Annotated in this window: 18 protein-coding genes; 12 read left to right on the top strand and 6 right to left on the bottom strand. The window is 67.7% G+C overall.

From position 1 onward, the window contains the following. The first annotated feature begins 40 nt into the window (after positions 1-40). From aceA to Q9R39_RS15785, 3 genes are all read left to right on the top strand, one after another. Positions 41-1,336 carry an isocitrate lyase gene (gene aceA / locus Q9R39_RS15795; RefSeq protein WP_068971642.1) on the top strand — a complete coding sequence of 432 codons (1,296 nt, stop codon included), beginning with the start codon at positions 41-43 and terminating at the stop codon, positions 1,334-1,336. A 162-nt stretch (positions 1,337-1,498) separates the two neighbouring features. Then, positions 1,499-2,365, top strand: a complete 867-nt coding sequence (locus Q9R39_RS15790; RefSeq protein ID WP_058251279.1) for a 3-hydroxybutyryl-CoA dehydrogenase — start codon at positions 1,499-1,501, stop codon at positions 2,363-2,365. A 288-nt stretch (positions 2,366-2,653) separates the two neighbouring features. Beyond that, the gene (locus Q9R39_RS15785; protein WP_311277755.1) at positions 2,654-3,439 is read left to right on the top strand and encodes a heparin-binding hemagglutinin; all 786 of its coding nucleotides are present in this window, start codon (positions 2,654-2,656) and stop codon (positions 3,437-3,439) included. A gap of 159 nt (positions 3,440-3,598) precedes the next feature. Here Q9R39_RS15785 and Q9R39_RS15780 read toward each other — a convergent pair whose 3' ends face one another. Further along, a complete protein-coding gene (locus Q9R39_RS15780) occupies positions 3,599-4,537 on the bottom strand; it encodes a hypothetical protein (RefSeq protein ID WP_165630622.1) in 939 nt (312 codons plus the stop codon). Positions 4,538-4,679: 142 nt separating this feature from the next. After that, a complete protein-coding gene (locus Q9R39_RS15775) occupies positions 4,680-5,204 on the bottom strand; it encodes an XRE family transcriptional regulator (protein WP_311277754.1) in 525 nt (174 codons plus the stop codon). A gap of 73 nt (positions 5,205-5,277) precedes the next feature. Here Q9R39_RS15775 and Q9R39_RS15770 point away from each other — a divergent pair, with 73 nt between their 5' ends. Beyond that, a complete protein-coding gene (locus Q9R39_RS15770) occupies positions 5,278-6,471 on the top strand; it encodes a benzoate/H(+) symporter BenE family transporter (RefSeq protein ID WP_311277753.1) in 1,194 nt (397 codons plus the stop codon). A 129-nt stretch (positions 6,472-6,600) separates the two neighbouring features. Here the strand turns inward: Q9R39_RS15770 and Q9R39_RS15765 are convergent, their stop codons facing one another. Genes Q9R39_RS15765 through Q9R39_RS15755 form a run of 3 tightly spaced genes read right to left on the bottom strand, consistent with a single transcriptional unit; the run spans position 6,601 to position 9,100 of the window. Further along, entirely contained in the window at positions 6,601-7,452 is an 852-nt protein-coding gene (locus tag Q9R39_RS15765; protein ID WP_311277752.1) for a PPK2 family polyphosphate kinase, read from the bottom strand. Next, entirely contained in the window at positions 7,449-8,273 is an 825-nt protein-coding gene (locus tag Q9R39_RS15760) for an SDR family NAD(P)-dependent oxidoreductase (protein ID WP_058251275.1), read from the bottom strand. The genes Q9R39_RS15765 and Q9R39_RS15760 overlap by 4 nt, the downstream gene beginning before the upstream one ends. After that, positions 8,273-9,100 carry a TetR/AcrR family transcriptional regulator gene (locus Q9R39_RS15755; RefSeq protein WP_176455861.1) on the bottom strand — a complete coding sequence of 276 codons (828 nt, stop codon included), beginning with the start codon at positions 9,098-9,100 and terminating at the stop codon, positions 8,273-8,275. The genes Q9R39_RS15760 and Q9R39_RS15755 overlap by 1 nt, the downstream gene beginning before the upstream one ends. A 41-nt stretch (positions 9,101-9,141) precedes the next feature. Here Q9R39_RS15755 and Q9R39_RS15750 point away from each other — a divergent pair, with 41 nt between their 5' ends. The 6 genes from Q9R39_RS15750 (at position 9,142) to Q9R39_RS15725 (ending at position 14,709) form a co-directional block, all read left to right on the top strand. Beyond that, positions 9,142-10,482 carry a DUF445 domain-containing protein gene (locus Q9R39_RS15750; protein ID WP_078111699.1) on the top strand — a complete coding sequence of 447 codons (1,341 nt, stop codon included), beginning with the start codon at positions 9,142-9,144 and terminating at the stop codon, positions 10,480-10,482. Positions 10,483-10,617: 135 nt separating this feature from the next. Further along, entirely contained in the window at positions 10,618-11,139 is a 522-nt protein-coding gene (locus Q9R39_RS15745; protein WP_078111698.1) for a helix-turn-helix domain-containing protein, read from the top strand. Between the two features lie 3 nt (positions 11,140-11,142). Continuing rightward, positions 11,143-12,318 (top strand): heparin-binding hemagglutinin, encoded by a 1,176-nt coding sequence (locus Q9R39_RS15740; protein WP_311277751.1) that lies wholly within the window; start codon positions 11,143-11,145, stop codon positions 12,316-12,318. A 68-nt stretch (positions 12,319-12,386) separates the two neighbouring features. After that, on the top strand, positions 12,387-12,710 hold the full coding sequence (locus tag Q9R39_RS15735) for a DUF2516 family protein (protein WP_058251270.1): 324 nt from the start codon (positions 12,387-12,389) through the stop codon (positions 12,708-12,710). A 6-nt stretch (positions 12,711-12,716) separates the two neighbouring features. Further along, a complete protein-coding gene (locus Q9R39_RS15730; protein ID WP_311277750.1) occupies positions 12,717-13,535 on the top strand; it encodes a MerR family transcriptional regulator in 819 nt (272 codons plus the stop codon). Positions 13,536-13,593: 58 nt separating this feature from the next. Then, entirely contained in the window at positions 13,594-14,709 is a 1,116-nt protein-coding gene (locus Q9R39_RS15725; RefSeq protein ID WP_311277749.1) for an alpha/beta hydrolase, read from the top strand. 13 nt (positions 14,710-14,722) lie between these two features. Here Q9R39_RS15725 and Q9R39_RS15720 read toward each other — a convergent pair whose 3' ends face one another. Then, on the bottom strand, positions 14,723-15,817 hold the full coding sequence (locus Q9R39_RS15720; protein ID WP_311277748.1) for a UDP-N-acetylmuramate dehydrogenase: 1,095 nt from the start codon (positions 15,815-15,817) through the stop codon (positions 14,723-14,725). A 38-nt stretch (positions 15,818-15,855) separates the two neighbouring features. Between Q9R39_RS15720 and Q9R39_RS15715 the strand changes: the two genes are divergently transcribed. Together Q9R39_RS15715 and Q9R39_RS15710 are read left to right on the top strand one after the other, a co-directional pair. Continuing rightward, positions 15,856-16,362, top strand: a complete 507-nt coding sequence (locus Q9R39_RS15715; RefSeq protein ID WP_078111694.1) for a DUF2505 domain-containing protein — start codon at positions 15,856-15,858, stop codon at positions 16,360-16,362. A gap of 10 nt (positions 16,363-16,372) precedes the next feature. Beyond that, positions 16,373-16,885 carry a DUF2505 domain-containing protein gene (locus Q9R39_RS15710; protein WP_058251265.1) on the top strand — a complete coding sequence of 171 codons (513 nt, stop codon included), beginning with the start codon at positions 16,373-16,375 and terminating at the stop codon, positions 16,883-16,885. Positions 16,886-16,891: the final 6 nt, after the last annotated feature.

Here is a 16,891-nt window from a genome sequence, read left to right as displayed (position 1 = left end):
CCCGGTCGGGACGAGCAGGACAACGAAAGCGAAGCAGCCAATGAGCAACGTCGGAAAGCCCCGTACCGCCGCGGAGATCCAGCAGGACTGGGACACCAACCCGCGCTGGAAGGGCATCAAGCGCGATTACACCGCCGAGCAGGTCGCCGAGCTCCAGGGCTCGGTCGTCGAGGAGCACACCCTCGCCCGCCGCGGCGCCGAGATCCTGTGGGACGGCGTGACCAAGGGCGACGGCAGCTACATCAACGCCCTGGGCGCTCTCACCGGTAACCAGGCCGTGCAGCAGGTCCGCGCCGGCCTGAAGGCCGTGTACCTCTCGGGTTGGCAGGTCGCCGGTGACGCGAACCTGTCCGGCCACACCTACCCCGACCAGTCGCTCTACCCCGCCAACTCGGTCCCGAGCGTCGTGCGTCGCATCAACAACGCGCTGCTGCGTGCCGACGAGATCGCCCGCGTCGAGGGTGACAACTCGGTCGACAACTGGGTCGTGCCGATCGTGGCCGACGGTGAGGCCGGCTTCGGCGGCGCCCTCAACGTCTACGAACTGCAGAAGGCCATGATCGCCGCGGGTGCCGCCGGTACCCACTGGGAGGATCAGCTCGCGTCGGAGAAGAAGTGCGGCCACCTCGGTGGCAAGGTGCTCATCCCGACCCAGCAGCACATCCGCACCCTGAACTCGGCTCGTCTCGCCGCCGACGTCGCCGGTGTCCCCACCGTCGTGATCGCCCGCACCGATGCCGAGGCCGCCACGCTGATCACCTCCGACGTCGACGATCGCGACAAGCAGTTCGTCACCGGTGAGCGCACCGCCGAGGGCTACTACCACGTGAAGAACGGCATCGAGCCGTGCATCGAGCGCGCGAAGTCCTACGCGCCGTACGCCGACATGATCTGGATGGAGACCGGTACCCCGGATCTCGAGCTGGCCCGCAAGTTCGCCGAGGCCGTCAAGGCCGAGTACCCCGACCAGCTGCTGTCCTACAACTGCAGCCCGTCGTTCAACTGGAGCAAGCACCTCGACGACAGCACCATCGCGAAGTTCCAGAACGAGCTGGGCGCCATGGGCTTCACCTTCCAGTTCATCACGCTGGCCGGCTTCCACTCGCTGAACTACGGCATGTTCGACCTGGCCTACGGCTACGCCCGCGAGCAGATGTCGGCGTTCGTCGACCTGCAGAACCGCGAGTTCAAGGCTGCCGAAGAGCGCGGCTTCACCGCCGTCAAGCACCAGCGTGAGGTCGGCGCCGGCTACTTCGACAACATCGCCACCACCGTCGACCCCAACACCTCGACCGCTGCTCTCAAGGGCTCGACCGAGGAAGGCCAGTTCCACTAGGAACTCGCCACCGTCGTGATCTAGGCGAACCAGGCAGGCGGTCCGCGGCTTTCGCTGCGGGCCGCCTGTTGGCGTATCCCGGGCTCGGCGCGTGCCCGGAGGGTCACCCATGTTCTTGCGAAATCGGTTCTTGCCGAGGACGATTCCACCCAAGGAGCCGACATGACAAACCAGAAGATCTCCCGCGTCGGCGTGGTGGGGGCAGGACAGATGGGCGCGGGGATCGCCGAGGTGTGCGCGCGGGCCCACGCCGACGTGCTCGTCTACGAGCACAGCCGAGAACTCGTCGTCGCCGGTCGCGCCCGGATTCTCCGATCACTCGATCGCGGTGTGTCGAGCGGCAAACTGACCGAACGCGAACGCGACCAGGCGTCGATGCGACTCCGCTTCACCACTGACCTGGGCGACTTCGCCGATCGCCACCTCGTGTGCGAGGCCGTCGTCGAAGACGAGGCGGTCAAGACCGAGATCTTCGCCCAACTGGACAAGGTCGTGACCGACCCCGGGGCAGTCCTGGCGTCGAACACATCGTCCATCCCGATCATGAAGCTGGGCATGGCAACCCAGAACACCGCCCGCGTCATCGGCATGCACTTCTTCAACCCCGTACCGGTTCTCCCGCTGGTCGAACTCGTCACCACCCTGACGACCGCTCCGGAGATCGTCGAGCGCGCCGAGACCTTCGCCCACGACGTGTTGGGCAAGCAGGTGGTCCGGTCGGCCGATCGATCCGGATTCGTCGTGAACGCTTTGCTGATCCCGTATCTGCTCTCATCCATCAGGATGGTGGAGAGCGGTGTCGCGACCGTCGACGACATCGACAAGGCCATGGTCCTCGGGTGTGCGCACCCGATGGGTCCCCTCAAGCTGGCCGATCTGGTCGGACTCGACACGATCAAGGCCATCGCCGACCGGATGTACGAGGAGTTCAAGGAGCCGCTCTACGCACCGCCTCCGCTGCTCTTGCGCATGGTCGAGGCGGGGCGACTGGGCAAGAAGGCCGACCACGGCTTCTACCGGTACGCCTGATCGACGCCGGTCCGGCGGGCCCTCTGGGGTGACGTGTGTCACGAGTGTTAGCAAGATGCTTGCATTTGTTAGCACAGCGTGGATACTGGTTATCGGAAACACCAATACCGATGGCGCCGCGGTTCCCTTATCTCGCGCGGTGTGAGCCGAATCGAATTGGCTTGCAACACCGACCGTTTCGAGGCGGCAGGCGACGGATTGTTCCGACATGCGCCCGGCGAAGTCGCCGAGATCAACGAGACCGCATGTGCTGCAGCGCGATTGGTGACCCGACCGAAGGAGTCCACTGTGACCACCACCGAACGTAACTACGCCCCCCTCTATGCCGCCGTCGGCGCCGGCAACTACGCCTTCGCCCAGGTGACCGAGAAGCTGACCGAACTGCGTGAGCGCACCGAGGCTGCTGCCGAGACCGCCCAGTCGCGTCTCGAGGCCCGCTACGCCGAGACCAAGACCCTGATCACGGATCTGCCCGAGACCGCCCAGACGCGTTTCGACGAGGCCAAGACCCGCATCGGCTCGCTGTCCGAGGAGGTCCCGAGCGACCTCGACGAGCTGCGCGGCAAGCTGACCGCCGAGGAGCTCAAGCGCCTCGCCGACCCCTACGTCGAGAAGGCCTACGGCTTCTACACCTCGCTCGCCGAGCGCGGCGAGGCCACCCTCGAGCGCCTGCGCACCAAGCCGCTCGTCCAGGAGAACCTGTCGCGCGCCGAGAAGGTCTACAACGACGCCGTCGACCTGACCGAGGACGCCCTCGGCGTCGTGTCGACCCAGACCCGCCTCGTCGGTGATCGTGCGGCGAAGCTCGCCGGCCGTGCGAGCGAGCAGGTCGAGGACGTCGCCGTCGCGATCGAAGAGGCCGGCAGCAGCGTCAAGGAGCAGGCCGACGACGCGGCCAAGGAGATCGACGGCGCCGCAGGCACTGTCGAGGCCAAGGGCCGTGCCGCCAAGGCTTCGCCGGCCAAGAAGGTCGCCGAGGCCAAGGACACCCCGGTGCCGGCCGTAAAGAAGACCGCCGCCAAGAAGGCGCCGGCCAAGAAGGCCCCGGTCAAGAAGCCGACCACCGCGAAGTAAGTCGCACACAGTCGCATCCGGCAACGCCCCCGCTTCCGGCGGGGGCGTTGTCGTGTGTGGGGGGGCGCCTTTGTCTCGGGACGAGGTCCCTGTCTCGCGGTGGTGTTTCCGTCCCGCTGATGAGATCTGATCAGCGGGAGGGAAGCGGGGCCGCGGGACTCAGCTCATCGACTCGAACTTCTCCAGCCATGGCCGGAGCAGGCCGATGAAGGACCCGTCCTCGAGCATCGACCAGGTCCAGCGCACGACGACGGGGCCCAGCGCGCGGATCTCGTCCTCGCGCAGCTTCTCCTGCAGCACGACGTCGGCCACCGTCATCCCTGATGGCCGAAGGCGGCCGTATTTGACCATGCCGTCGAACTCCCCGACGAGCTTCGCCCCCCAGTCGAAGTCGACACGGTAGACGCCGCTCCGCGCACAGTACTCGCGTTGCAGTCGTGGAGCAGGCAGGCCGGCCTCGATCATCTGCGCCCGACTCCACGATTCGCCGACGCTTTCGGCCGCCCCATCGGCCAGTGCCAGCGCACGCCGAGCCACTCGACCTCCGCGCCGACGACGAGAGGCGAGCATCCGGCCCATGAGCTCACGATCGGCGCCTGCTCGAAGTGCCTGGTCGAAGGCGGTGAGGGCCTGTGCGAAGTCGCCCCCGGCCGCTACATCGACAGCGGTTCGCTCGATTCTGGTGACGGGTATTCCGTCGACGACGGCGAGCTCGTCTGCCGTCAGGGCGGCGGCGTGAACGTGACGATGCGTCGCGATGAATCCGCCGGCCTTCTTGCCGTTGGTGACGTGAACGCGTTCGGTGGCGGGCTTCAGCAGCGGAATGCCGAGCACCGCGGCGGCCGAGACGTGACTCAGTGGCAACTGTGGTGCGCTCGCCGGCTGTGACGTGGCGATCGCGACAGACTTGAGGCGGTGCAACTCCTGGTCGCCTTCGTGCCCGGCGAAGTCGTCGGATGCCGGCACGTAGACGCCGGGGATGAGCCGGATCAGGTCCCCGGCGGATACCGCTGCAGCAAGCAGGTTGTCGGAGAAGGCCGCATCGAGTGCGGCGCCGCGACGGATCAGACCGTAGCGGTCCAGTGGGTAGCTGGTCATCTCTATTCGACGCAGCGGAGGGCGTCTCGGCTCCATCGGGTTTTCCCCAACCTTCCCGCGGTCCCGCTTCCGTCCCGCTGATGAGATCCGATCAGCGGGACGGAAACAGCACCGCGGGAGCGAGACTCCGCGACGGCGCCGGTCAGGGCGTCCGGATGGTGAGGACCGCGAGCGCGCCGTCGTCGCTGCGGTAGGTGTGCGGAACGTCGGACAGCCAGTGCAGGGATTCGCCCGGTCCCGCCGCGCGTTCCTCGCCGGCGCGACCGGCCCGGAGATGGCCGCTGACGACATATACGTGCTCGATGACGCCGGGCCCGTGCGCGGGCGACTCCCTGGTCCCGCCCGGGCTGACGCGCAACCAGAAAACCTCGGTGACCGAGCCGTCGTCGTGATGCTCGACGTGGAGCACCCGGGCGGCGAGGTGGGGGCCGGCGCCTTCGACTCCGGATTCCTCGCCCAGGAGGGCGGACAGCGGCACGCCGAGCGGACCGGCAATGGCGTACAGCGTGTCGAGGGTCGGATTTCGTTGTCCACTTTCTAGTTCGGACAGCGAACCCTTGCCGATCCGCGCTTCCCGGGCGAGGCCTGACAAGCTCAGGCCCCGCTGCTTTCGGATGGCGGAGATCCGGGCCCCGACCGCGCGTCGTCGATCCTCGCCGGGTGTCATCGTCCTCGTCTCGTTCCCGTCGCTGCCGACAACCACTGTTCTGTTTACGGAACGATACCGCTATGCTCGCGACATGACCAGTCCCGCGCCGCCGGCTCGCAGTGAGCCGATCATCGCCGGAGTCGTCACCTCGCTTGTTGGTTTCACCTCGTCGTTCGTCGTGGTGGTCACCGGCTTGCGGGCCGTGGGCGCCAGTCCGGCACAAGCGGCGTCGGGTCTGCTCGTGCTGACGATTCTGTTCGGACTCGGATCGATTGTGCTGTCGCTGCGCACCCGCCGACCGGTGACGCTGGCGTGGTCGACCCCGGGCGCGGCACTCCTCGTGTCGGCGGGTGCGTCCTACGACGCCGGGTGGACGGCGGCGGTCGGGGCGTTCCTGGTGGTGGGGTTGCTGATCCTCGCGACCGGACTGGTCCCCGCACTCGGCGAACTCATCGGCCGGATTCCGACGCCGATCGCCCAGGCCATGCTGGCCGGCGTGCTGCTCACCCTCTGCCTCGCGCCGATGACGTCGCTGGCCGCACAACCGTGGTCGACACTTCCGATCCTCGTCGTGTGGCTCCTCGCGATGCGGTGGCTGCCCCGGTGGGCGCTGCCACTGGCCCTGGTCACCGCGCTGGTCGTGATCGGGGTCAACCTCGCCGTCGACGGATACGACGGTTGGGCGGGTGAGACGTGGTGGCCGCAGTTGGTCTGGACGACACCGGCTTTCGACGCGACGGCGATCGTCGGACTGGCGGTCCCGCTCTACATCGTCACCATGGCCTCGCAGAACGTTCCCGGGGTGGCCGTGCTCAAGTCCTTCGGCTACGAGACGCCCTGGCGTCCGGCGATGTTCGTGACCGGCGCGGGAACCGTACTCGGAGCGCCGTTCGGCGGACACGCCATCAACCTCGCGGCGCTGTCCGCGGCACTGGCCGCGGGTCCGGAGGCGGGCGCCGACCGATCACGGCGATGGATCGCCGGTGTGGCGACGGGGTCGACGAGCCTCGTACTAGCGGTGCTGTCGGGTGCGCTGGTCGTCGTCACGGCGATCGCGCCGGACGGACTGCTCGAAGCCGTTGCGGGACTTGCGCTCCTGGCCACGTTCGTGGCCGCGATCATGGGGGCGTTCGAGAAGCCGGAGTTCCGCATTCCTGCGGCACTGGCGTTCGTGACCGCGGCCGCGGGCGTTACCTTCGGGGGGATCGGTGGCGCGTTCTGGGCGCTTGTCGTCGGGCTGGCGGCGCACGGGGTGCTCAGTCGGCGCCCGGTTCCTGCTCCCTGAGGTGCGAGCGAAGCGAGCCACGAAGGGCCTGGCGAGGCACGTCACCAAGCCCTTCGTGGCTCGTCGCTTGCGCTCCTCGCACCTCAGGGACCATTTGGTGTGCGGCTCTTTCGGATTGGGGAGCGGAATTCAGTCCGCGGCGGCGAGTCGTCTCTTCTCGGCCTCGACGTCGAAATCGGCGGCGGGCCAGTCGAGGTCGAGGCGAGTGAGCGCGTCGATGAGCAGTTCGCACACCGCGAGGCGCGCGAACCACTTGCGGTTCGACGGGATGACGAACCACGGCGCGGAGTCGCGGTCGGTCAGGTCGAAGATCGCCTGGTATGCCTCGAGGTAGGCGTCCCAGTGACCGCGTTCGTCGACATCGCCCGGGTTGTACTTCCAGTACTTGTCGGGTCTTTCGAGGCGCGCGGCGAGGCGGCTCTTCTGCTCGTCCTTCGACACCACGAGGCAACACTTGACTACGGTGGTCCCGCCGGCGACGAGTTCGGACTCGAACTGGTTGATCAGGTCGTAGCGTTTCTCCCACACCGACTGCGGGACGAGGTCGTGCACCCGGACGGGGAGGACGTCCTCGTAGTGCGACCGGTCGAAGATCCCGATCCGGCCCGCGGGCGGAAGGGCGCGGTGGATACGCCACAGGAAGTCGTGCTGCAACTCCTCTTTGGTGGGTTTGCCGAACCCTTTGATCGACAGACCCTGTGGGTCCATCATCCCGCCCACGTGGCGCACGATGCCGCCCTTGCCGGCGGTGTCCATGCCCTGCAGCACGAGCAGAACCGAGCGGTGGTCACCGGCCCGGCCGTTGGCGTACAACAACTCCTGGAGATCGGCGAGAACCTCGCCGCGCTGCGCGAGCAACTCCGTGCCGGAGGCCTTGTCGCCTTCGAAGCCCGGCGTCGTCTCCGGGTCGAACGACGCGATCGGCCCGATGGCCCCGACGCGCAGGGCATCGGCGGCGGGAGTGGTCCAACCAGCGGTCATGGGGTCCTCTCGGGGTCGGATGCGGGCGCCGGATCGGCCGGGGGTGGGAACAGCGGCCCGCCACCGAACGCCGTGCGGTGTGAATCCGGCGGCGTGCCATCGTTGTTCACGATCCCATAGGCGGAACCGAGTTCGGCGGTGACGAGCGTGCGGCCGCTGAGGTCGGACAGCCCGGGATCGCCCGCCAGCCGGGAGATGACCCGGCCGACGAACTCGGGGTCCTCCGCGCGGGCGAGCGAGAAACCGGCGAATTCGTCGACGCCCAGCGACAGCAACAGCTCGGTGCGGATCAGGCCGAGCCACAACGAGATCGAGCTGACGCCGGTGCCCCGCAGCTCCACCGCCATGTCCGCGGCCATCTTGTCCAGGGCGGTCTTGCTCATCCCGTACAGGACCGAGTGCAGATGACCGCGCGAGCCGAACGACGAGATGTTGACGATGAGACCGCGGCCGGCGTCGGTCATGAGCCGGGCCGCGTGCACCGAGGCCACGTAATGCGCTCGCAGTCCGACGCCGATCAGGGTGTCCCAGTCGTCGACCGGTCGCTTCCAGAACGGGTCGGAGAACCCGCCGAAACCCTTCGGCGCGGCCCACGCGTTGTTGACGAGAAGATCCAGACCGCCTGCGCCGGTGGCGATCTCGTCGAACACCGCGGCCACCGCGGCGTCGTCGGTGTGATCGCAGGGCAACGCGCGGGCGCCGTCGGGGCCGGTTCCCTGTCGCGACGTGACATACGTCGTCCACCCGTCGTCGATGAGCGCACGAGCGATGCCGTACCCGACGCCGCGACTGCCGCCGGTGACGAGAGCGACGCGCGTCATCAGGCGCCGGGGGTCCCGGAGGCGGGATCGGCGGGCAGGGGGTCGGCGGGTGGGGGATCGAAGAGCGCAGGCGGCGCCGCCAGGAACTTCTCCCGGGACCCGTTGACCTGCCAGACACCCACGACCGCGCTCCAGACCATCATGGTCAGATAATCCACGACTTCGTCGGCGCTGAGGGTGCGTTTGGTCATCCACCAGTCCACGACGTGCTGGATACCGCCCACGAGCGCGTGCGACCAGAGCTCGGCGCCGGTGGTGTCCGCGCCGCGTTCGGCCATCCGCAGCTGGATGTTCCCCATCACCAACTGGGTGACAAGTCGCACCGAATCGGCGGGCGCCGGTGACGAGGTGGGCGAACTGGCCAGGGCGAACCGGTACAGCTGCGGTTCGTCGTCGACGGCGTGCACGTACACCCCGATGATGGTGTGGGTGAGCGTGTACTCGTCGAGATCGTCGGCGATCGCCTCGGTCAGCCGCGGGTAGATCGTCGTCTCGAAGAACCGCACCGTCGTCGCGACGCCGAGGTCGCTCTTGTCGGCGAAGTAGCGGTACAGGACGGTCTTGGAGACGCCGATGTGGGTGGCGATCTCGTCCATGCCGACGTCGGCGCCCAGTTCACGGACCGCGGCGATGACACCGTCGGTGAGTTCGGTGCGTCGGGCGAGCTTGTGCTTCTCCCACCGCTGTTTGCGACCGTCGGGTTTGGCGCCGGTCTCGGCGACCGACTCGGTGACCGTCGTCAGGACCTGTTCCAGCCCGCGCGTCACGTTGGCCGCGGCCGCCACTGCGGCGCGCGCGGCCGCGGCGGGATTCGGGCGGTTGGCCATCACGCAGCCAGCGTAGTCGCTCGATGGGTGACACTGGTTCCATGGCATCGACAGTCATCCCAGGAGTCGCCGTTCAGCACGACGGTCCGCCGGCCACGGCGTCCGCGCCCGGATTCGGCGGGAACAGCGCCGGCGACGAGGGCAGACGCAGGGACCTTCGCAAGATGAAAGCGGTGGCCACCGGCTTCTTGGTCTTCGCCGCGATCGTGTATCTGTTCACCCGCTACCTCGAGCATCGCGACGGCGCCGACGTCGCGGCCTGGGTCGGCTACGTCCGCGCGGCCTCCGAAGCCGGGATGGTCGGCGCGCTGGCCGACTGGTTCGCGGTGACCGCCCTGTTCCGCCACCCGCTGGGCATCCCGATCCCGCACACGGCCCTGATCCGCAAGAAGAAGGACGACATCGGCGAACAACTCGGCGGCTTCATCGAAGAGAACTTCATGACGCCCGATGTGGTGGTGTACCGAGCCGAGCAGCTGGATCTGCCCCGACGGTTGTCGACGTGGGTGGCCGACCCGCGCAACGCGCCGCGGGTGAGTGGCGAAGCCGCCCGAGCGATCAAGCTCGCCGCGGAGATGCTGCGCGACGAGGATGTCGAACAACTCATCCAGGCCGCGTTGAAGTGGGCGGCCGAACCCCAGTGGGCGCCGCCCACCGGCCGCATCCTCGAACAGCTGATCGCCGAGGATCGTCTGGAGCCGGTGTTCCAGCTGCTGTGTGACCGGGCTCATGAATGGGCGGTCGGCAGCCAGGATCTGATCGATCGGGTCGTGGACCGGGACGGACCCCAGTGGACGCCGAAGTTCGTCAACAGTCTGGTGGGGGACCGGATCTATCGCGAGCTCGTCGACTTCACCTACAAGGTGCGGGTGGATCCCGATCACGAATTGCGGCGTGCCATGCACGAATTCGTGGAGAAGTTCGCCGATGATCTGCAGCACGACCCCGAGATGATCGCCAAGTTCGAGGCTCTCAAGCTCGAACTGGTCGGGCGCGACGAGGTGACCGGTGCCGCGTCGACGGCGTGGCAGACCGGCAAGGCCGTCATCGAGGAGATGCTGTCGGACCCGAACAGCACGCTGCGGAACACGTTGTCGGACTCCATCATCCAACTCGCGGAACGTGTCCGCGACGACCGGCCGCTGCAGGAGAAGATGAACGGTTGGGTGGCGCGGGTCGCACACCACGTCGCCGCGAACTACTCACAGGAGATCATCTCGGTCATCACCGAGACCGTGCGTGGTTGGGATGCCGATGACACGAGTCGCAAGATCGAACTACAGGTCGGCCGCGACCTGCAGTTCATCCGGATCAACGGCACCGTCGTCGGCGCACTCGCCGGGCTCGTCATCTACTCCACCTCGGTGCTGATCTTCTCCTGACGCATCGTCCGCGGCGTCGAACCGGGAGTTTGCTGTGTGCTTGCACGGGCTAGCACTGGTGTTGATACTGGGAGAACGGGCCGAAAGTCGGACACATCGCCGAACGTCGGGCCCCACCATGAGAACGGAGCGTTGATGCAGTCCGAGAAGGATGAAGCGTCCCCCGACGCGGACCGCGCCTCGGCCGCCGACTCCGCCGCACCGGGTGAAAGCTCCACTGCTGACCGCGTTTCCGGCGTCGAGGTGGCCGGCGACGACCCTGATTCGACGACCCCCATCGCGGTGGAGGCGGTCGAGGCCGTCGCCAACGCGGCCCAGGACATCGGTGCGTTCATCCGGTCCCAGCGGGTCGCGGGCAAGGTCTCGCTGCGCCAGCTCGCCGAGCGGGCGGGCGTGAGCAACCCCTACCTGAGCCAGATCGAACGCGGCCTGCGGAAACCGTCGGCGGAAGTGCTCGCCCAGATCGCCAAGGGTCTCCGCGTGTCGGCCGAGGTCCTGTACGTGCGGGCGGGGATACTCGAAGAACGGCCCGCGAGCCCGGTCCGTGATGCTCTCATCGCAGATGACTCCATCAACGAACGTCAGAAGCAGATGTTGCTGGAGATCTACGAGTCGTTCCGGAAAGAGAACACGATCGAGTCGACCGGCAAGGAGTAGTTGATGAGCGAGAACCCGTTGACCACAGCCGTGGGGCAGGTGGCTGCCTTGCTCGCAGACGTGCGTGAGCGCGGCGAGGCCGCGAGCGAGCAAGCCCAATCGAAGCTCGTCGAGACCGTCGGGTCGACCCAGGCGAAGGTCGCCGACGCGCAATCCAAGATCGCCGAGACCGTCGAGAACACCCAGTCCAAACTCGCCGAGACGGTCGGTTCGACACAGTCCAAGCTCGAGGCGCGGATCACCGGTTCGCGGGACGACGCCCAGGCCCGGATCGACGAGGCGCTCGCCACGGCACTGGCCATCTTCGAGGACGCGAGGACCAAACTGTCGGCGCTGCCGGTCGAATTGCCCGCCGAGATCGAGGATCTGAAGGCGCGGTTCTCCCCGGAGGAGCTGCGCAAGGTGGCCGAGGCGTACCTCGCGGTGGCCGCGGGACTGCTGACCGCGCTGGCGGAACGACGCGACGAGGCGGTGGAGAAGCTCAAGTCACAACCGCTCGTCGGCGAGAACCTGCCGAAGCTCGAGAAGGTGTACAACGACGCCGTCGGTCTCACCGAAGACGCGCTGGGGACGATCTCCGAGCAGACCCGGGCGGTCGGCGAACGTGCGCTGAAGCTGGCGAACCGGACCGACGATGCGCCCCGCGACGAGAAGCCACGCATCGAGCCGCCGGTGAAGTCGGAAGGCGACATCGTTCCGCCGGCGAAGGCGGCACCGGCGAAGAAGGCGGCACCCGCCGAGAAAGCCGCGGTCACGACGGCGCCGGCCAAGGAAGCGGCGAAGAAGGCATCGCCGGCGAAAGAAGTGGCGAAGAAGGCCCCGGCGACAAAGACTCCGGCGACCAAGGTCCCGGCCAACAGTGCGCCGGCCAAGAAGACGCCGGCCAAGAGCGCTCCGGCGAAGAAGGCGGCGACGAAGAAGGCGGCGCCGGCCAAGGCGCCCGCCAAGAAGGCCGCCGCCGTCAAGGGCCCGGCCGAGCGGGCTGCCGCGAAGACCGCCGCCAAGAAGGCCCCGGCCAAGAAGGCCCCGGCAAAGAAGACTCCGGCGAAGAAGGCTGCGACCACACAGACCGCGGCCACGAAGACCCCGGCGAAAAAGGCCGCCGCGAAGCAGACCCCGGCCAAGAAGGCTGCTGCCAAAAAGGCCCCGGCGAAAAAGGCGTCTCCCGGCGCCGAATGATCGTCGACGGGCCGGGTGACCGCACCGCGTCGTAGGGTGTCGCAGCAAACGGCACTCGCCCGACTACAGTGTTCGACGTGGACTTCTTCAGCGTAATGGCCTACGGCCAGAGTCTGATCATGCTGACCCTCACGGTGGTCGCGGGCATCGCCTCGACCGTCGCGCTCATCCACGCCGCCATCCAGCGGCCCGACGCCTTCCCGGCGGTGGATCGGCAGAGCAAGGTCATCTGGGTCTCGATCCTCGCCGCCGCGACCCTGTTCATCTGGTTCTTCGGTGCGGTGAACTTCTTGGGCATCATCGGAGTGGTCGCGATGCTCGTCTACCTCGTCGACGTACGCAAACGGGTCGACGACATCCAGGGCAAGTCCTGGTTCAGCAAAAGGGCCTGACGCATCGTGGCGGAGTATCGGATCAACGACCTGGCGGAGGCGTCCAGGGTCAGCGTTCGCAACATCCGGGTCTATCAGGACCGCGGATTGTTGCCGCCGCCCACCATTCGCGGACGCGCCGGTTGGTATTCCGACCAGCACCTCGTCCGGCTGAACCTGATCTCGCGCATGCTCGAGCGCGGTTACACCTTCGCCACCATCAGTGAGCTGCTGCACGCGGCGCATCACGGCATGCGGGTGGAGCAGATCCTGCGCGGCACACCGAAGGGCGGCCGGTTCCGCAACTTCAAGCGCGCGGCGACGATCACCATCACCGAGTTGCGCAAGACGCTGAACGCCAGCGACCGGTCGATCGCGCTCAGCCAGAAGCTCGGACTACTGGCGAAGGACGGCGCGCACTACGCGATTCGCAACCCGGAATTGCTCGAGGGGGCCGAGATCCTGGTCAAGAGCGGGGTCGACATCGATGTCCTGCTCGACCGGTGGGTCCGCGTCCAGGAAGACCTCGAAGATGTCGCCACCAGCTTCGTCTCGATCATCACCGACAAGTACTTCGACGAGAACCTCCCCGACCTGGGCGAGGCCGGTGTCAGCGAGATGGCCGACCTCATCCAGACGGTTCGGCCCATCGCCCACGAGATCGTCGAGACGACGTTCCGCAAGGCGCTCGACGAGCAGATCTCCAAGGCGATCGGGGAGGCGGCGACCTACTTCGACGCCGAGGTGCCCCCGCCGGTCCTTCCTGCCGACGAGGAGTCGGAGCCGGCACAGGCGGACTATGAGACAACGGACGTTGGTACATTGAAGCCCGAGACGGGGCGCTGAGCCGAATTCGGCGCCTCGCAGAGGGTCGGTGAGGCCCTCCACAGGTGAGGAGTGCCGGATGAACACGAAGTCAGTGGCCAGCGCGGGCAGCGTCGCGACCGCGATCGGTGCGGGCGTGGTCGCGCTGGGAATCGGAACCGTCTTCGCGCGACTCGCGCGCGAGGCACTGCAGGCCGAATTCGCCGTCGACGACGGCCCGGACGATCTCCTCACCCGCCCGGACAACGCCCCGCAACGTCTCGAGGTCCCGACCGCGGACGGGGCCCGTCTCAATGTCGAGGTCTACGGTGACCCCGACGGCCCCGGCGCCGACGACACCGGCGACGTCATCGTGATGGTCCACGGCTGGACCTGCAACACCGCCTACTGGTACCCGCAGATCAACCACCTGGCCGCCTCCGAGGGCGGCTCACGCCGGGTCGTCACGTACGACCAGCGCGGCCACGGTGGCAGTGAGCGCGGCCACCGCCGACCGACCGTCGCCATGCTCGGTGAGGACCTCGACGCGGTGCTCGAGGCGGCAGTGCCGGCCGGTCGCCGCGCAATCCTGGTGGGGCACAGCATGGGCGGCATGACCATCATGTCGTGGGCGGCCCAATACCCCGAGAAGGTCGGGTCGCTGGTGTCGTCGGTGGTGCTGGTCTCGACCGCCGCCAAGGCGGTCATGGACAACCACCTGCTGATCCCGGTCGATCTGCCGGTGTACGCCAAACCGTTCGCGCCGGCCGCCGCGAAGATGATCACCTCGGTCCCGGTTCCGATCCCGAAGACGTCCTACGGCGTCCGCTTCTCGCACTACATCGCCCTCGGGCCGCACGCCCGCCGGGCGCACGTCGAGTTCGTCGACGAGATGATCGGCTCGTGCCCGCCGCGCGCTCGGGCCGGGTGGGGTTCGGCGATGGGGAAGCTCGATGTGACCGCCGGACTCGAGGCGTTGACGGTGCCGACCACCGTGGTCGTCGGCACCGAGGACCGGCTCACCCCGCAGGTACACGCCGAGCAGATCGCCGAGGTGTTGCGCCGCAACGGTTCGCTGCGAGAGCTGGTCGTCTACGACGGCGTCGGACACATGTCGAGCATCGAGGCCGCCGAACGCTTCAACGCCCTGCTCGACGACGTCGTCGCCGAGAGTTCCCGGGAGACAGCGGATCTGAAGGACACCCAGTCGGTCTGACCGGTCTTTCCCGTCACAGACTGCAGTTGACCAGAACCGGCTCGGGCCGCAATGTCACCCCGAACGCCTCGACGACGCCGTCGCGGACCTCGCGGGCCAGATCGAGGAGCTGGGCAGTGGTCGCGGCGCCCCGATTGGTCAACGCCAGAGTGTGTTTCGTCGAGAGTCGGACCGCCGCGTCCGGGCCCGGGTGCCCACGGTGGAAGCCTGCCCGTTCGATCAGCCACCCGGCCGACAGTTTGATCGCCGCGTCGGTGTCATCGGTGCCTGCGCGATAGGTGGGGATCGCGACATCGTCGCCGACGCGGGCCGCGATCCGGTCGAGCACCGCCGGGGCGTCATCGCCCGGCACGATCGGGTTGGTGAAGAACGAACCGGCGCTCCAGGTGTCGAAGTCCGTCGCGTCGAGCACCATGCCCTTGCCCGCGCGCAGGTCGAGCACGGCTGCACGCACCGTGGCGGCGTCGACCCGATCGTCCGGCTCGACCCCCACGCGGGTCGCGAGTTCGCGGTAGCGGATCGGCTGGCTCACGCGATCGTCGTTGAGCCAGAACGAGACCGCGACGACCACGAAGTCGTGTCGGTGCTTGAGATTGCTGGTCCGGTAGCCCAGACCGAGCTCGGTGGGGGAGACCCACCGCAGGTTGCCGGAGCGTCGATCGAGGACCTGAACCGATCGGAGGATGTCGGCCACCTCGACGCCGTATGCCCCGACGTTCTGCACCGGGGTCGCCCCGGCCGCGCCGGGGATCCCGGAGAGGCACTCGAGCCCGCCGTAACCGGCGTCGACCGTCGCGGCGACCAGCTGGTCCCAGCCCACGCCGGCGTCGGCGACCACGTGCGGCCGTCCCGACTCACGGCCCGAACCGAACTCGACGCGGCCGCTGGCGAGTACGACCGCCGTCCCGTCGAACCCGGCGTCGCCGATGACGAGGTTGGAACCGCCGCCGACGACGAGGACCGGCTCGGACCGTGCATCGAGGTCGAGGATGGTCTCCACGATGGTGCGGGTGTCTTCGCAGCGGATGATCTCGCGCGCGGGCCCACCCAGACGCAGGGTGGTCAGCTCGGCGAGGGGCGCGCTCAGCGGCGCCTGCGTGTTGGTCACGTCCTCAACGTTAACCGGCGGGCGGTAGCGTTCTCATCATGGCGAGCAAGCTGCAGCACACGGTGTCCTATCCCTTCTCCACCGCGCGTCTGTGGGCGATCTACACCACCGAGAAGTACTGGCACGACCTCGTCGAGCGCATGAACTCCGGGCACGGGCATGTCGAGAAGGTGACGATCACCGGCGACACGGTCACCGTCGAGATCCAGCAGGGCATTCCCGCCGACAAGCTGCCGTCCGCGGTCACCAAGGTCATGCCGGGCGACCTCCGAATCCCGCGCAAGAACACATACCGCCTGGTCGGCGACCGGATCGAGGGGGAGACACATGCCACGGTCGACGGGGCGCCGGTGCCGGTCGACATCACCGGCACCACCGTGACGTCGGGTGACCCGGCGACCACCGACAACCGCGCCGAGGTGTCGGTGAATCTCCCGCTGTTCGGCGGGAAGATCGAGAAGGCGGTGGTCAGCGAGCTGTCGGCGCTGCTCGACGCCGAGCGCGGACACACCGTCGAGTGGGAGACCGAGAATCCGCTGACGTAGCCTGGTCTGCATGGCACGACGGCTCAGCTACTCCGCTCGGTACACGCAGTCCGCGGAGAAGCTCTACCAGGCCCAGAGCATCAAGCAGTACTGGGACGACATGATGGCGGGCTTCCAGATGATCTCCCCGCACTGCGAGGTCGACTCCTTCGTCTCCGACGAGACGGGTATCCGGGTGGTCCTCAAGCAGACGATCGGGCGCGACCAGCTGCCCGCGCTCGCGCAGACGGTGATGAAGAAGGACATGGTCATCACCCGCGAGGAGACCCTGGGCCCGTTCGACCCGGACAACACCAAGGGCACCTACAACGCCTCGATCCCGGCGGGACCGGGCAGCCTCAACGGTTGGCAGGAACTCTTCCCCACCGAGAACGGTGGCTGCACGATCCGCCGGACCAGTGAGGCGAAGGTCTTCGTCCCGTTCGTCAACGGCAAGCTCGAGCAGATGATCCTGATCAACCTCGTCGACCTGTTCCGCGCCGAGGCCGAGTACGCCAAGGACTGGGTCGACAAGAACTTGTGATCCGAG

It is taken from the genome of Gordonia sp. AC31, from assembly GCF_031844505.1.
Lineage (GTDB): Bacteria > Actinomycetota > Actinomycetes > Mycobacteriales > Mycobacteriaceae > Gordonia > Gordonia hongkongensis.
Note: the sequence above shows the minus strand (reverse complement) of the source record. Positions and strands in the feature narration are given on the sequence as shown.

What these genes read in the sequence shown, in the direction of transcription:
- Q9R39_RS15790 (WP_058251279.1), top strand. Translation starts at nt 1,499, where the DNA reads ATGACAAACCAGAAGATCTCCCGCGTCGGCGTGGTGGGGGCAGGACAG.
- Q9R39_RS15780 (WP_165630622.1), bottom strand. Translation starts at nt 4,537, where the DNA reads ATGACCAGCTACCCACTGGACCGCTACGGTCTGATCCGTCGCGGCGCC.
- Q9R39_RS15775 (WP_311277754.1), bottom strand. Translation starts at nt 5,204, where the DNA reads ATGACACCCGGCGAGGATCGACGACGCGCGGTCGGGGCCCGGATCTCC.
- Q9R39_RS15760 (WP_058251275.1), bottom strand. Translation starts at nt 8,273, where the DNA reads ATGACGCGCGTCGCTCTCGTCACCGGCGGCAGTCGCGGCGTCGGGTAC.
- Q9R39_RS15745 (WP_078111698.1), top strand. Translation starts at nt 10,618, where the DNA reads ATGCAGTCCGAGAAGGATGAAGCGTCCCCCGACGCGGACCGCGCCTCG.
- Q9R39_RS15725 (WP_311277749.1), top strand. Translation starts at nt 13,594, where the DNA reads ATGAACACGAAGTCAGTGGCCAGCGCGGGCAGCGTCGCGACCGCGATC.
- Q9R39_RS15740 (WP_311277751.1), top strand. Translation starts at nt 11,143, where the DNA reads ATGAGCGAGAACCCGTTGACCACAGCCGTGGGGCAGGTGGCTGCCTTG.
- aceA (WP_068971642.1), top strand. Translation starts at nt 41, where the DNA reads ATGAGCAACGTCGGAAAGCCCCGTACCGCCGCGGAGATCCAGCAGGAC.
- Q9R39_RS15765 (WP_311277752.1), bottom strand. Translation starts at nt 7,452, where the DNA reads ATGACCGCTGGTTGGACCACTCCCGCCGCCGATGCCCTGCGCGTCGGG.
- Q9R39_RS15715 (WP_078111694.1), top strand. Translation starts at nt 15,856, where the DNA reads ATGGCGAGCAAGCTGCAGCACACGGTGTCCTATCCCTTCTCCACCGCG.
- Q9R39_RS15755 (WP_176455861.1), bottom strand. Translation starts at nt 9,100, where the DNA reads ATGGCCAACCGCCCGAATCCCGCCGCGGCCGCGCGCGCCGCAGTGGCG.
- Q9R39_RS15710 (WP_058251265.1), top strand. Translation starts at nt 16,373, where the DNA reads ATGGCACGACGGCTCAGCTACTCCGCTCGGTACACGCAGTCCGCGGAG.
- Q9R39_RS15750 (WP_078111699.1), top strand. Translation starts at nt 9,142, where the DNA reads ATGGCATCGACAGTCATCCCAGGAGTCGCCGTTCAGCACGACGGTCCG.
- Q9R39_RS15770 (WP_311277753.1), top strand. Translation starts at nt 5,278, where the DNA reads ATGACCAGTCCCGCGCCGCCGGCTCGCAGTGAGCCGATCATCGCCGGA.